This window comes from Massilia sp. Root133, assembly GCF_001426525.1.
Lineage (GTDB): Bacteria > Pseudomonadota > Gammaproteobacteria > Burkholderiales > Burkholderiaceae_D > Telluria > Telluria orientalis.
This window is the reverse complement of sequence record NZ_LMEW01000003.1, coordinates 98,501-112,416: the sequence shown is the minus strand read 5'-3', so window position 1 is coordinate 112,416 and position 13,916 is coordinate 98,501. Positions and strand designations below refer to the sequence as shown.

Below are 13,916 nucleotides of genomic sequence, written 5' to 3'. Positions count from 1 at the left end.
GAACGCTTATCGAGGAGTCCGTCATGACCACAGCCTCTCCCGCCGGAGATCCGCGTTTCGATCCCACCCGCGTCATCCGCGCCCCGCGCGGCAGCGAGCTCACATGTAAAAGCTGGCTGACCGAGGCGGCCTACCGCATGCTGCAGAACAACCTGGATGCCGAGGTGGCGGAAAACCCGCAGGGCCTCGTCGTCTACGGCGGCATCGGCCGCGCGGCGCGCGACTGGGCCTGCTTCGACCAGATCCTCGCGTCGCTGCGCGATCTCGACGACGACCAGACGCTGCTGATCCAGTCCGGCAAGCCGGTCGGCGTGTTCCAGACCCATCCCGACGCCCCGCGCGTGCTGCTCGCGAACTCGAACCTCGTGCCGAAATGGGCGACGTGGGAGCATTTCAACGAGCTCGATCGCAAAGGCCTGTTCATGTACGGCCAGATGACGGCCGGCAGCTGGATCTACATCGGCACCCAGGGCATCGTGCAGGGTACCTACGAGACCTTCGCCGAAGCGGGCCGCCAGCACTTCGGCGGCGACCTCAGTGGGACCATGAGCGGCCGCTGGATCCTGACGGCGGGCCTGGGCGGCATGGGCGGCGCGCAGCCGCTGGCCGCGACGTTCGCCGGCGCCGTGTCGCTGAACGTGGAATGCCAGCAAAGCAGCATCGACTTCCGCCTGCGCACCCGCTACCTCGACAAGCAGGCGAAGGACATCGACGACGCGCTGGCCATGATCCGCGACCACACGGCGCGCAAGGAGGCCGTCTCCATCGGCCTGCTCGGCAATGCGGCCGACGTGTTGCCGGAACTGGTTCGCCGCGCCAAAGAGGGTGGAATGGTGCCGGACCTCGTGACGGACCAGACATCCGCCCACGACCTGATCCACGGCTACCTGCCGCGCGGCTGGACCGTTGGGCAGTGGCTGGCGGCCCAGCGCGACCCGGCGCAGCACGCGGCCCTGAAGCAGGCTGCGGCCGAATCCTGCGCCGTGCACGTGCAGGCGATCCTCGACTTCAAGGCGATGGGATCGTACGCCGTCGACTACGGCAACAACATCCGCCAGGTCGCCTTCGACCAGGGCGTGAAAAATGCGTTCGACTTTCCCGGCTTCGTGCCGGCATACATCCGCCCGCAGTTCTGCGAAGGGCGCGGCCCGTTCCGCTGGGTGGCGTTGTCCGGCGATCCGGAAGACATTTATAAAACCGACGCGAAGATCAAGGAGCTGTTCCCGCAGCACGCCCGCGTGCACCGCTGGCTCGACATGGCGCGCGACCGCATCGCGTTCCAGGGCCTGCCGGCGCGCATCTGCTGGCTCGGCCTCGGCGAGCGCCACCTGGCCGGCCTCGCGTTCAACGAGATGGTGCGCACGGGAGAATTGAAAGCGCCGATCGTGATCGGGCGCGACCACCTGGACACGGGCTCCGTCGCGAGCCCGAACCGCGAGACGGAAGCGATGCGCGACGGCACCGATGCCGTCTCCGACTGGCCCCTGCTGAACGCCATGCTGAACACGGCCGGCGGCGCGACGTGGGTGTCGCTGCACCACGGCGGCGGCGTCGGCATGGGCTATTCGCAGCATGCGGGCCTCGTCATCGTGGCGGACGGCACGGAGGCCGCGGATAAACGCCTGGCCCGCGTCCTCGTCAACGATTGCGCGTCCGGGGTGATGCGCCATGCGGATGCCGGCTACGAACTCGCGATCGAGACGGCCAAGCGCTTCGGCCTGCGCCTCCCGATGATCAAGTAAGACTGCATAGCTCCATCACGACACCATGACCCAAGACCATCACCTCATCCTGCAACCAGGCGCCTTGTCCCTGAACGACCTGCGCGCCGTCTGGGGCGCGCACGGCCCGCTCACGCTCGCGCCGGCCGCGTACGCCGCCATCGAGACGTCGGCCGCCACCGTGCAGGCCATCGTCGCCAAGGGCGATCCGGCCTACGGCATCAACACGGGCTTCGGCATCCTGGCCAAGCGCCACATCCCGCAGGCCCAGCTCGAACAGCTGCAGCAGAACCTGATCCTGTCGCACGCCGTCGGCACCGGCGAGCTTCTGCCAGACCACGTCGTGCGCCTGATCCTGCTGACCAAGATCGGCAGCCTGGCGCGCGGCTATTCCGGCGTGCGGCCGCTGATCGTCGACACCCTGATCGCGCTGTACAACGCCGGCATCATGCCCGCGATTCCCTGCCAGGGTTCGGTCGGCGCATCCGGCGACCTCGCGCCGCTGGCGCACATGACGCTCGCGATGCTGGGTGTCGGCCAGGTGCGCATGCGCTGCGAATTGATGGACGCGCGCGCCGCGCTGGCCGCGGCCGGCATCGAGCCTGTCGTGCTCGCGGCGAAGGAAGGTCTTGCGCTGATCAACGGCACGCAGGTGTCGACTGCGCTCGCGTTGAACGGCCTGTTCCTCGCGGAGCGCCTGCTGGAAGCGGCGATGGTGTCGGGCGCGCTGTCGCTGGACGCCGCTCGCGGCAGCGACGCCCCGTTCGACCCGCGCGTGCATGAAGTGCGCGGCCAGCCGGGCCAGATCGCGGCGGCGAAGATTTATCGCCAGCTGGTCGCGGGCAGCGCGATCCGCGCGTCGCACCTCGTCGGCGACGAGCGCGTGCAGGACCCGTACAGCCTGCGCTGCCAGCCGCAGGTGATGGGCGCCGTGATGGACCTCATCGCCCAGGCCGGCCGGACCCTCCTCATCGAATCCAATGCCGTCACGGACAACCCGCTCGTGTTCCCGGACTCCGGCGAAGTCATTTCCGGCGGGAATTTCCATGCGGAACCCGTCGCATTCGCGGCCGACATCCTGGCGCTGGCCATCGCCGAGATCGGCGCGCTGGCCGAACGCCGCATCGCGCTGCTGATCGATTCCACCTTGTCCGGCCTGCCGCCGTTCCTCGTGCGCGAGCCGGGCGTGAACTCCGGCTTCATGATCGCGCACGTGACGGCGGCCGCGCTGGCATCGGAAAACAAGTCGCTGGCGCATCCGGCCAGCGTCGACAGCCTGCCGACGTCCGCCAACCAGGAAGACCACGTCAGCATGGCGACATTCGCGGCGCGCCGTCTCGGCCAGATGGCGCACAATACGGGTGTCATCGTCGGCATCGAGCTGCTGGCGGCGGCGCAGGGGATCGAATTCCACCGCCCGCTGACGAGCTCCAGCCACCTGGAACATGTCCACGCAAAATTGCGCGAGCACGTGCCGGCGTTCGACGAAGACCGGTTCTTCGCGCCGGACATCGAGGCGGCGCGCCGGATGGTGATGGAAGGCGAGCTGTCGGCCGCGTGCAAGGACTTGTTCGCCTCACTGCACTGATCAGGGGATCACGATGGATTTCTGGTTCAAGCCGGGTGCCGTGCCGCTGCTGCTGTCGATGCCGCATGCGGGCACCGACATTCCCGACGACATCGCGGCGACCATGGCGCCGTGCGCGCTGGTGCGGGCCGACACGGACTGGCACCTGCCCGACCTGTACGCATTCGCGGACAGCATCGGCGCCTCCACGTTGTCCGCACGCTGGTCGCGCTACGTGATCGACCTGAACCGGCCGCCCGAGGACACGAATCTGTATCCCGGCCAGGACACGACGCGCCTGTGCCCCGTCGACACGTTCGCGCGCGAACGGTTATACCAGGACGGCCGCGAGCCGGACGCCGGGGAGATCGAGCGCCGCCTGGACCTGTACTGGCGCCCATACCACCAGCAACTGCGCGCGGAACTCGACCGCCTGCTCGCGTTGCACGGGCAAGTGGTGCTGTGGGATGCACATTCGATCGCGTCCGTCGTGCCGCGCTTCTTCGACGGCCGCCTGCCCGACCTGAATTTCGGCACGGCCGACGGCCACTCTTGCTCGCTGCAGTTGCAGGGCGAGATGATGCGCGTGGCCGGCTCCCAGGATCTGTTCACGTTCGTCTTCAATGGGCGCTTCAAGGGCGGCCACATCACGCGCTTCTACGGTGATCCGGCCGCCGGCGTGCATGCGATCCAGCTCGAAATGTGCCAGTGCCTGTACATGGACGAGGCGCCGCCGTTCGCCTATCAGCCCGACATCGCCGGCAAGGTGCAGCCTTTGCTGCGCGAACTCATGGAATCGGCAATTGGATGGGCGCGGGCAGGGGGCCACGTATGAACGCGCTGTTCGCGCGCCACGCGCTGCTGGCGGGCGGCTGGGAGCGGGACGTGCTGCTCGAATGGGACGTGCGCGGCGACCTGACGAAGGTCGCGCCGGAGGCGTCGCCGCCGCTCGGCGTGGCGCGCGTCGATTACGTCCTGCCCGGCATGATCAACCTGCATTCGCATGCGTTCCAGCGCGCCATCGGCGGGCTGACGGAACGCGCAGGGAGCGGACCTGACAGCTTCTGGACTTGGCGCGACCTGATGTACCGCGTCGCCAACCGCATCACGCCCGAGCAGATGGAAGCCGTGGCCGCGCAGCTGTACGCGGAATGCCTGCGCCACGGCTACACGGCGGTCTGCGAATTTCATTACGTGCAGCGCGCGCCGGGCGGCCATCTGTATGGCCATCCGGCCGAGACGGCGCAGCGCATCGCCCAGGCCGCGCGCGAAGCCGGCATCGGCGTGACGCTGCTGCCCGTGATGTACGCGTACGCGGGCTTCAACGACACGCCGTTGCGCCAGGACCAGGAACGCTTCCGCACGGATCCCGCGCAGGTGCTGCGCATCGTCGAAGCGCTGGAACCCTTGCGCGGGCCGCAGCTGGAAGTGGGCGCGGCGCCGCATTCGCTGCGCGCCGTATCGGCGAGCCAGCTGCGCGAACTGGCGCAGGCGCTGCCGGCAGGGCGGCCGCTGCACATCCACATCGCCGAGCAGCAGCTCGAAGTGGCGCAGTGCGTGGAGGCGACCGGCATGCGCCCGGTGGATTATCTGATGGAGCAGGTGGACGTCGACGCGCGCTGGTGCCTCGTGCACGCGACGCATCTGTCGGACGGAGAACGGGACCGCATCGCGGCCAGCGGCGCCGTCGCGGGCCTGTGTCCGACGACGGAAGCGAACCTGGGCGACGGCCTGTTCCCGTTGTCTCCCTACATCGCGGCCGGCGGGCGCTTCGGCATCGGCAGCGACAGCCACGTGTCGCAAAGTCCGGTGGAAGAACTGCGCTGGCTCGAATACGGCCAGCGGCTCCGCTACCTGCGCCGCAATATCGCCGTCCACGGCGAGGAGCGCGACGTCGGCGCTTTCCTGTGGCAGCAGGCGCTGGCGGGCGGCGCGCAGGCGGCGGGGCGCCGTCTCGGCGTGCTCGCGCAGGGCCGGCGCGCCGACCTGCTCGTGCTGGACAGCGCGCACCCGAACCTGGACGGCGTGCCGCCGCACGAGGTGCTGGGCCGCTTCCTGTTCAGCGGCAACGACAACCTCGTGCGCGACGTGCTGGCCGGCGGCCACTGGGTGGTGCAGGGCGGCCGCCACAAGGCGCAGGACGCGATCGCGCAGCGCTACAAGGCCGCAGCGCGTACACTGCACGCACATTGATGCCAACGACGAAGGGAAGCAAGCCATGACGATGCTGATTCCGTATGCGAACCTCGAACCGGTGTCGTGGAAGAACGGCGGCGGCAGCACGACCGAAATCGCCGTGTTCCCACCGGACGCCGGCTTCGACGACTTCGACTGGCGCGTGAGTCTCGCCACGATCGCGAACGACGGCCCGTTCTCCATGTTCCCCGGCGTCGAGCGCACGCTGGTGCTCGTCGACGGTCCCGGCATGACGCTCGACATCGACGGCGCACCCACGCTGCTGTCGAAGGGCGAGCCGGTCGCCGCGTTCGACGGCGAGTCGCGCGTGGAGGCCAAGCTGAACCGCGGCGCCAGCACCGACTTCAACGTGATGACCCGTACCGAACGCTGCTGGCACCGCTTTGGCCGCCGCCGGCTGGACGGCGACTCCACGTTCGTCGCGCGCGCCGACGTCACCGTGCTGTTCCTGGCCGAAGGCGACAGCCTGGAACTCTGCAGCGACGACCAGCGCATCAACCTCGTGCGCTTCGACGCCGTCGTGCTCGACCCGGACACGAAGTGGAAACTGCGGGCGGAGCAGGGCGCCATCTTCATCGTCGACATCCATTACTACGACGACGAGGACGACCTCGACAACGAGGACGGCATGTATGAGTGAAGCCGTCGACGTCCTGTACGCGAATGCGCGCGTCGCGACGCTGGCGGATGGCTATGGGATCCTCGACGATGGCGCCGTCGCCGTGCGTGACGGCCGTATCGCGTGGGTGGGGCCGCGTGCCGAGGCGCCGCCGGCTTTGTACGTTCACGATTGCGGCGGCTTGTGGCTCACGCCCGGCCTGGTCGACTGCCACACGCACGTCGTCTACGCGGGCAACCGCAGCGACGAATGGGAAGCGCGCCTGAACGGCGCCACCTATGAAGACATCGCTCGGGCCGGTGGCGGCATCATGTCGACCGTGCGCGCCACCAGGGCGGCATCGGAGGACGACTTATTGAAAGCCAGCCTGCCGCGCATCCGTGCGTTGCTGGCCGAGGGCGTGACGACATTGGAAATCAAGTCCGGCTACGGTCTCGATGTCGAATCCGAAGCGACGATGCTGCGCGTGGCGCGCCGCGTGGGCGAGCTGCTGCCGGTGACGGTCCGCACGACCTTCCTCGGCGCGCACGCGCTCCCGCCCGAGTACGCGGGCCGCGCGGACGACTACATCGACATGCTGTGCAGCGAGATGCTGCCGGCGCTGGCCGCGCAGGGTCTCGTGGATGCGGTCGACGCGTTCTGCGAGCGCATCGGCTTTTCGCACGACCAGACGGCGCGCGTGTTCGACGTGGCGCGGCGTCTCGGCCTGCCCGTGAAGCTGCACGCGGAGCAGCTGTCCGACCAGGGCGGCGCGGCGCTCGTGGCACGGTACGGCGGGCTGTCGGCCGATCACCTGGAGTGGCTGTCGGACGAGGGCGTGGCCGCGATGGCGCGCGCGGGCACGGTGGCCGTGCTGCTGCCCGGCGCCTATTACTTCCTGCGCGAGACGCGCATGCCGCCGCTTGCTCTCTTACGGGACGCAGGCGTGCCGATCGCGGTGGCCACCGACTGCAATCCGGGCACGTCGCCCATGACGTCGCTGCTGCTCGCGATGAACATGGCGTGCACGCTATGGCGCCTGACGCCGCTGGAAGCCTTGCGGGGCGTGACCGTCAACGCGGCGCGCGCGCTGGGCCTGCTTGAGACCGGCACCCTGGCGCCGGGCCAGCGCGCCGACTTCGCCTTGTGGGACATCGCCCGGCCGGCCGACCTGGCGTATGCGATCGGCGCGAACCCGTGCCGGGGCGTCGTCCATGCCGGCGTGTGGCGCGATCAGGTATCCTGACGGCTCATCCACAACGCCACCGGAAACCGCATGCTGAGATTTGCCATGCTGGTGCTCGCCTGCGCCGGCATCCTGTCGTCCGCCCATGCCGACGAAACCCTGCGCGTGGGCTCCAAGCGCTTCACCGAGTCGTACATCCTGGGCGAGATCCTCACCCAGACCGCGGCGCGCGTCGGGCCGGCCGAACACAAGCAAGGCCTGGGCAACACGGCCATCGTGCTGGGTGCGCTGCGCTCGGGTGCCATCGACGTCTATCCGGAATACCTGGGCACCATCGACCTCGAAATCCTCAAGAATGCCCAGCCGACGTCGCTCGACGCGATGCGCGCGGCGCTGCGCTCGCTGGGCCTCGGTGTCGCGGTGCCGCTGGGCTTTTCCAACGGCTACGCGCTGGCGGTGCGTGGCGATGCGGATGTGCGCCGCCTGTCCGACCTGGCGGCGCATCCAGAAATAAAAATCGGGCTGTCGCATGAATTCCTGGGCCGCGCGGACGGCTGGCCGGGCCTCGCGCGGCGCTACGGCCTCGCGCAGCAACCGCGCGGCCTGGACCACGGCATCGCGTACGAGGCGCTGGCGCAGCGCCAGGTCGACGCCATCGACATTTATTCGACGGACGCCAAGATCCGCCAGTACGGCTTGCGCGTGCTGGACGACGACAAGCAATATTTCCCGCGCTATGACGCCGTGCTGCTGTACCGGCTCGACGTGCCGCAGCGGTTTCCGCAGGCGTGGCGTGCCATCGAGAAATTGGAAGGCACGATCACGGTGAACGACATGATCGCGATGAACGCGGCGGCCGAACTCGACGGTCAGAGCTTCGCAAGCATTGCGAAGTCGTGGCTGGGTAGGGTGGACGGGAAACCCGTCCACCCTACAAACTCCGCGATCATCGTGCGCGACGGTCTGCTTACCAAAACGTTCGGCAATGGTTTCATGAACCTTGCACGCCAACACCTGCTACTGGTCGTGCTGGCCGTCCTGCTCGGCAGCGTCGCCGGCATTCCGCTCGGCATCGTAGCCGCGCTCGTGCCGCGCCTGCGCCAGGCCGTGCTGGCCGTGGCGGGCGTCCTGCAGACCGTGCCGTCGCTGGCGCTGCTCGCGATCCTGATCCCGTTGCTCGGCCGCATCGGCACCGTTCCTGCGCTCGTCGCCCTGTGCGCGTATGCGCTGCTGCCCATCGTGCGCAATACGTGCACGGGGCTGCTGCAGGTGCCGTCCGGCCTGCGCACGGCGGCGCTGGCGCTGGGGCTGACACGGCGGCAATCGCTGGTCGAGGTCGAGCTGCCGCTGGCCATGCCGACGATCCTCGCCGGCGTGAAAACGGCGGCCGTGATGAGCGTCGGTACGGCCACCATCGCCGCCTTCATCGGCGCCGGCGGCTTCGGCGAACGCATCACGACGGGCCTCGCGCTGAACGACAACGACATGCTGCTGGCGGGCGCGATCCCGGCCGCGTTGCTGGCCTTGCTGACCCAGGCGGCGTTCGAGCTGTGCGAGCGCCTACTGGCGCGCCGGCGCTACAGCGACTGAAGTTTGGAACGGGTCGTGGAGATCGCGCGGTGCAGGATGCGTTCCGCGTGGAAGTCGTTTTCGCGCTGGACGGCGATGGCGTGCAGGCTGCGGGTATAGGTGTCTATCCGGGAGCGGAGCCAAACCCGGTAGGCCCATCGGGTGATCGTTTTCATGTCCATGTCCTCGTGAATGAGCACATTGTCCCGCTCGACGCGTTCTTGCATTTGTGATCACTCAATCGCGTCCGGCCCACAAACTCCAGCTTTCTGTTACCGAGGTAAGCATTTGTAAGGAATCTGCAAATGCCGCGGTCGGGAGACTATATTGAAGCCGTTGGATTCAAGTCTCCCCTCCCCATCGACGAATGGGTTCACCCGCGGCGCTGCGAACAGCCCGCGGGTTTTTTCTTGCCAGAATCAGCCTTGGGCCAGCGCTTCCAGCGGCGCGCCCGTCACGCGGCAGATGCGCCAGTCCGGCAGGATCTCGGCGCCCATCGATTGGTAGAAATTGATTGCCGGCGTGTTCCAGTCCAGCACCGACCATTCGAAGCGGCCGCAGCCGCGCTCGACGGCCAGGCGCGCCAGGTGCTTCAGCATGCGGCTGCCGTAACCCTTGCCGCGATGCGATTGCCGCACGTACAGGTCTTCCAGATACAGCCCACGCTTGGTGAGGAACGTCGAGAAATTGTGGAAGAACAGGGCGAACGTGACGACGTCGCCATCCGCTTCGCCGACGATGGCTTCGCAGGCCGGCTGCGGGCCGAACAGGCCTTCGTGCAATTTCTCTTCCGTCGCCACGACAAGGTGCTCGAGCTTTTCGAACACGGCCAGCTCGACGATCATCGATTGGATGTGGGGGACGTCGGCCGGGGTGGCGGGGCGGATCGCGAAGGTGGTATCAAGAGTCATGGCGTCGTTTCGATGCAATCGTTGAGGTTGACGGATACGGCTGGTTTGGCCGCGGGCGCGCGCAGGGCCCATGCGACACTGCCCAGGCAAACGGCCATGCCCAGCCATTCGGTGAGGCCGGGGCGGTAGTGTTCGAGCTTGATCGACAGCAGCACGGAGATCACGGGCGTGATCACGCCGATGTACACGGCCTTGTTCGAGCCGATGCGGTTGATCAGCGTGAAGTAGCAGATGAACGCGACGACCGAGCCGAAGATGGACAGGTGCAGCAGGCCCAGCACGTAGCTGGCCGTGCGCGGGATGATGAAGGCCTGGCCGGTCGCGAGGCACCACGCGGCGACCATGCACGTGCCCCAGAACATCGACCAGCCCGTCGTCAGCACCAGGTTGTTCGATTCCTCGCGCACCTTGCCCACGACGATGCTGCCCGCCGAGCTGGCGATCGACGCCGCGATGCCGAGCACGAGGCCGAGGGTGAAGTGGCCTTGCACGCCCTGGCCCAGGTGGCGCAGCTCAGTGCCGATCGCATGCCAGAACAGCAGCGTGACACCGGCGATGGCCGCCGCGCCGGCGCCCCACGTGCGGCGCGGGATCGGGGTGCCGAACGCGATGCGGGCACAGATCGGCGTCCAGAACACCATCAGCGCGAACAGCACGGCGACGAGCGCCGACACGACATATTGTTCGGCGTTGTACGTGCAGACGTACGACACGCAAAAAGTAAAAAAGCCTTGCAGCAGGGTCCAGCGCTGGACGCGCCAGGGCAGCCGCAGCTTGTCGCCGCGCAGCAGGCAGACCGCGAACAAGGTCAGCGACGCGAGCGCGAACCGGTAGACGACCGACACCGCGGGCGGGACTTCACCCAGCTCGAGCGTGATCGCGAAGAATGTCGATCCCCAGATCAGGGACGCAATGGTGAAGAGGACGTAGGAGGGCATCGCGAAAGTATATCGCGATCCCTCGTCTGTCGTGGCCGGTGGTAAATGTCAGTGCGTCACGCGCGTCGTGTACCCGTTGCTGAGCAGACGTACGCGTTCTCCCGGCCGGAACATCTCGTCGGCCGCCTGCGTGATGGAACGCAGTTCGCCGTTGTCGAGCTTGACGGTAATTTCAAACCCCGGCCGGTTGTTGGCCTGGTTCTCGACGCGGTTGCCGATGATGCCGCCCGCGACGGCGCCCAGGATGCCCACCGCGGCCGAGCCGTTGCCGCCGCCGACCTGCGAACCGCCCAGGCCGCCCAGCGCGGCGCCGGCCATCGTGCCGACGCCGGATTCCGGATTCGCGATCGTCACGTTGCGGACGGATTCCACGGTGCCCATGCGCACCGATTGTTCATTCATCGTCTGGTAGCTGCTGTAGACGCTGCCCGAGTTCGACGGACCCGCGCATGCGGCAAGCAGGGCGGTCAGCGGGACGAGGGCGAGGATGGCGATGCGTTTCATGTTTACTCCAAAGCAATTAATAAGCGACATGGAGGCGACGATACAAAAAACCAAGCACGAACAGCGGACCGATCAGCAGGAAGCGCACGTCGTCGAAGAACGATGGTTTCTTGCCCTCGATCTTGTGCCCGATGAATTGGCCGATCCACGCGACGACGAAGATCGCGATCGACAGCGGCAGCACGGTGAACGGCGGCATCAGCGCGAGCAGGGCCAGCATCACGGCGCTCATCAACAGCATGCCGAATGCGAACGGCGGCGACAGCCGGAAGTAATACACGAGTGCCGCAAGCACCGCGACGACGGCGACGGCCGGGTGGATGCTCCACAGGATGCCCAGCAGGGTGAACACGATCACGGGCACGCACACAATATGGATCAGCTCGTTGGTCGGATTGCGGTGGCTGTCGCTGTACTGGTCGAGCAGCACGTCGATGGTCCGGGGCATCGTGGTCTCCTGTCCTGTGGTGCTTTCGATTCTACACCCGTGATTACGCCGCGGCCGGGACAGGCGCAGGGACTCTTGGCACCGCGCCCATGTGCATGTACGGATTCGCGGCGAACAACTCGGCCACCCATTCGACGAACACGCGCACCTTCGCGGACAGGTGGCGGTTCTGCGGATACACGACGTGGATCGGCAGCGGATCGCTGCGCCAGTCCGCCAGCACCTGCACCATGCGCCCCGTCGCCACGTGCTTGTCGAGCAGGTAGTCCGTCATCTGGATGATGCCGAGGCCCGCCAGCCCCGCTTCCACGTAGGCGTTGGAATCGTTCAGCGCGATCACGCCGCGCATGGGCACTTCGATCCGTTCGTCGCCGCGGTTGAAGTCCCAGTCGTAGATCTTGCCCGTCTTGGCCGAGAAATAATTCACGCAGCGGTGCCGGTCGAGGTCGCGCGGGTGCTGGGGCATGCCGTGGCGCGCGATGTAGGCAGGCGACGCCGCCGTCAGGAAGTTGACGACGCCCACGCGCCGCGCGATCAGGCTCGTGTCGCCCAAAGCGCCGCCGCGCACGGCGCAGTCGACGCCTTCCTCGACGAGGTCCACGGGACGGTCGGAACTGCCCAGTTCCAGCATGATGTCGGGATAGCGCTCGAAGAAGTCGGGCAGGGCGGGCACGAGGATCTCGCTCGACAGCCCCGTCGGCGAATCGACGCGCAGCCGGCCGCTGGGCGACAGGCGCGTGCGCGACAGCGATTCCTCGGCGTCGCGCACGTCGGACAGGATGCGCAGGCAGCGCTCGTAATAAGCGGCACCGTCCGTCGTCACCGTCACCTGGCGCGTGGTCCGGTGCAGCAGCTTGGCCGACAGCGCCGCCTCGAGCGCCTGCACGAGTGTCGACACCGTCGCCTTGGGCAGGTTCATCATCTCGGCCGCCCGGGTGAAGCTGCCGGCGTCCACGACCTGCACGAAAACTTCCATCGCTTGTAACTTGTTCATACTAGATCGGCATCATATAAGCGGTGAGAATGCGTGATTGTTCAAAAATCTGAACAATGGATTCGCAATTGAGCTATTTATTAGATTCTAGTCGAAGTTTATAGTGTCGGTACGGTAGCTGATAGTTTCGATATTTGACACACCCAAGGAGAGGATCATGAAAGCGCATCGCGATGGAATCGCGGCAGTGTTCGGGCTGATACTCGGCGTCGTGGCCATGGCAGGCACGGTACTCACCGACGAGTACGCGCATGCGGCCGGTGCCGAGGCACGCGGATACGATGCGTTGTTCCACGTCGTCGCCACGGGCGAACAATGCGATACGACCGCGATCCCGGCCGTGCTGGTGGCGTCCAATGAGGTAAATCGATGAGCGCAGCGCGCAAGCCGGACGACGGCCATACGCTGGCGGTACGCGACCTGCAGGTCGTGGGCGCGGAAGGACCGCTGGCGGCCCGCCTGTACAAGGCTGCCGTCGACGGCAAGCGCGATGTGCTGATCGTGTTCTTCCATGGCGGCGGCTTCGTCGACGGCGACCTGGAAGATGCCGATCCGTTCCTGCGCCACCTGTCCGAGGCGAGCGGCTATCCGGTCGTGCTGTCGTCGACCTATACGCTGGCGACGGTGAAGCCGTTCCCGGCCGCCGCGGAAGATGCGCATGCCGTGCTGCTGTGGGCAAAGAAGAACAAGACGAAGCTCGGCTGGACCGGCAAGCGCATGCTGGTCGCGGGCATCGAGGCGGGCGCGAACCTCGCCGCCGTGTGCACCCTGATGGCGCGCGACCGGGGTGCGCCGCGGCTGGCTGGCCAGATCCTCTTGATGCCGATGCTGGACCCGGGCCTCTCGACCTGCTCGATGCGCGAGATGCCGACCTGTCCCGACAAGGCGAAGGTGTTCGACGAATGCGCCGCCGCCTACCGGGGCTACCTGCCGCACGCGGCCGACCGCAGCCATCCGTATGCATCGCCGCTGCAGTCGAGCCGTTTGAAGAACCTGCCGCCGGCCTTGATCCTGTCGATCGAAGACGACCCGCTGCGCGACGAAGCGGAAGCCTACGGCGGCAAACTGATCCAGTCGGGCGTGCCGACGACGGTCAGACGCCTGCAGGCGGCGCAAGCCCTGCAGGAACCGAATGCGCGCGACACGTGTGCCTGTCGGGGCCACGCGTTGAGCGAGATTGCCAACTTCATTGCCGGACTCGACGAGGAAGACGAACCGGCCAGCTGTTGATCACGCAATTCATCTGATTTACCACCAACGATAAAACGTGCCTGCGAGGCACGG

At 67.1% G+C, this 13,916-nt stretch carries 15 protein-coding genes; 9 read left to right on the top strand and 6 right to left on the bottom strand.

The window, feature by feature from the left end; translation table 11 throughout:
• The first annotated feature begins 23 nt into the window (after positions 1 to 23).
• From hutU to ASD28_RS04265, 7 genes are read left to right on the top strand one after another with little or no spacing between them, the layout of a single operon-like run.
• Positions 24 to 1,742: a urocanate hydratase gene (hutU, locus tag ASD28_RS04295; protein WP_056124517.1), complete on the top strand. Its 1,719-nt coding sequence runs from the start codon at positions 24 to 26 to the stop codon at positions 1,740 to 1,742.
• 25 nt (positions 1,743 to 1,767) lie between these two features.
• Positions 1,768 to 3,309, top strand: a complete 1,542-nt coding sequence (hutH, locus tag ASD28_RS04290) for a histidine ammonia-lyase (protein ID WP_056124515.1) — start codon at positions 1,768 to 1,770, stop codon at positions 3,307 to 3,309.
• Between the two features lie 13 nt (positions 3,310 to 3,322).
• Complete coding sequence (hutG, locus tag ASD28_RS04285; protein WP_056124512.1) at positions 3,323 to 4,123, top strand: N-formylglutamate deformylase; 801 nt, start codon at positions 3,323 to 3,325, stop codon at positions 4,121 to 4,123.
• Entirely contained in the window at positions 4,120 to 5,481 is a 1,362-nt protein-coding gene (locus tag ASD28_RS04280; protein ID WP_056124509.1) for a formimidoylglutamate deiminase, read from the top strand. The genes hutG and ASD28_RS04280 overlap by 4 nt, the downstream gene beginning before the upstream one ends.
• Positions 5,482 to 5,506: 25 nt before the next feature.
• Entirely contained in the window at positions 5,507 to 6,124 is a 618-nt protein-coding gene (locus ASD28_RS04275; protein ID WP_056124506.1) for a HutD family protein, read from the top strand.
• On the top strand, positions 6,117 to 7,328 hold the full coding sequence (gene hutI / locus ASD28_RS04270; protein WP_056124503.1) for an imidazolonepropionase: 1,212 nt from the start codon (positions 6,117 to 6,119) through the stop codon (positions 7,326 to 7,328). The genes ASD28_RS04275 and hutI overlap by 8 nt, the downstream gene beginning before the upstream one ends.
• Positions 7,329 to 7,358: 30 nt before the next feature.
• On the top strand, positions 7,359 to 8,858 hold the full coding sequence (locus ASD28_RS04265; protein WP_082577104.1) for a glycine betaine ABC transporter substrate-binding protein: 1,500 nt from the start codon (positions 7,359 to 7,361) through the stop codon (positions 8,856 to 8,858).
• On the opposite strand, the gene ASD28_RS04260 is transcribed toward ASD28_RS04265, so the two are convergent.
• The 6 genes from ASD28_RS04260 to ASD28_RS04235 form a co-directional block, all read right to left on the bottom strand.
• A complete protein-coding gene (locus ASD28_RS04260) occupies positions 8,846 to 9,013 on the bottom strand; it encodes a hypothetical protein (RefSeq protein WP_162252915.1) in 168 nt (55 codons plus the stop codon). The genes ASD28_RS04265 and ASD28_RS04260 overlap by 13 nt on opposite strands.
• A 243-nt stretch (positions 9,014 to 9,256) precedes the next feature.
• Positions 9,257 to 9,748, bottom strand: coding sequence for a GNAT family N-acetyltransferase (locus tag ASD28_RS04255; protein ID WP_056124498.1), 492 nt, complete (start codon positions 9,746 to 9,748; stop codon positions 9,257 to 9,259).
• Positions 9,745 to 10,686 (bottom strand): DMT family transporter, encoded by a 942-nt coding sequence (locus ASD28_RS04250; protein ID WP_056124494.1) that lies wholly within the window; start codon positions 10,684 to 10,686, stop codon positions 9,745 to 9,747. The genes ASD28_RS04255 and ASD28_RS04250 overlap by 4 nt, the downstream gene beginning before the upstream one ends.
• A 48-nt stretch (positions 10,687 to 10,734) precedes the next feature.
• The gene (locus ASD28_RS04245) at positions 10,735 to 11,190 is read right to left on the bottom strand and encodes a glycine zipper 2TM domain-containing protein (protein ID WP_036236083.1); all 456 of its coding nucleotides are present in this window, start codon (positions 11,188 to 11,190) and stop codon (positions 10,735 to 10,737) included.
• A 16-nt stretch (positions 11,191 to 11,206) separates the two neighbouring features.
• Positions 11,207 to 11,638, bottom strand: coding sequence for a DUF962 domain-containing protein (locus tag ASD28_RS04240; RefSeq protein ID WP_056124490.1), 432 nt, complete (start codon positions 11,636 to 11,638; stop codon positions 11,207 to 11,209).
• Positions 11,639 to 11,681: 43 nt separating this feature from the next.
• Positions 11,682 to 12,632 carry a LysR family transcriptional regulator gene (locus ASD28_RS04235; protein WP_056124488.1) on the bottom strand — a complete coding sequence of 317 codons (951 nt, stop codon included), beginning with the start codon at positions 12,630 to 12,632 and terminating at the stop codon, positions 11,682 to 11,684.
• Between the two features lie 157 nt (positions 12,633 to 12,789).
• Here ASD28_RS04235 and ASD28_RS04230 point away from each other — a divergent pair, with 157 nt between their 5' ends.
• Together ASD28_RS04230 and ASD28_RS04225 are read left to right on the top strand one after the other, a co-directional pair.
• Positions 12,790 to 13,005 carry a hypothetical protein gene (locus ASD28_RS04230; RefSeq protein WP_056124485.1) on the top strand — a complete coding sequence of 72 codons (216 nt, stop codon included), beginning with the start codon at positions 12,790 to 12,792 and terminating at the stop codon, positions 13,003 to 13,005.
• The gene (locus ASD28_RS04225) at positions 13,002 to 13,862 is read left to right on the top strand and encodes an alpha/beta hydrolase (protein WP_056124482.1); all 861 of its coding nucleotides are present in this window, start codon (positions 13,002 to 13,004) and stop codon (positions 13,860 to 13,862) included. Before ASD28_RS04230 ends, ASD28_RS04225 begins: the two co-directional genes overlap by 4 nt.
• The last annotated feature ends 54 nt before the right edge of the window (positions 13,863 to 13,916 follow it).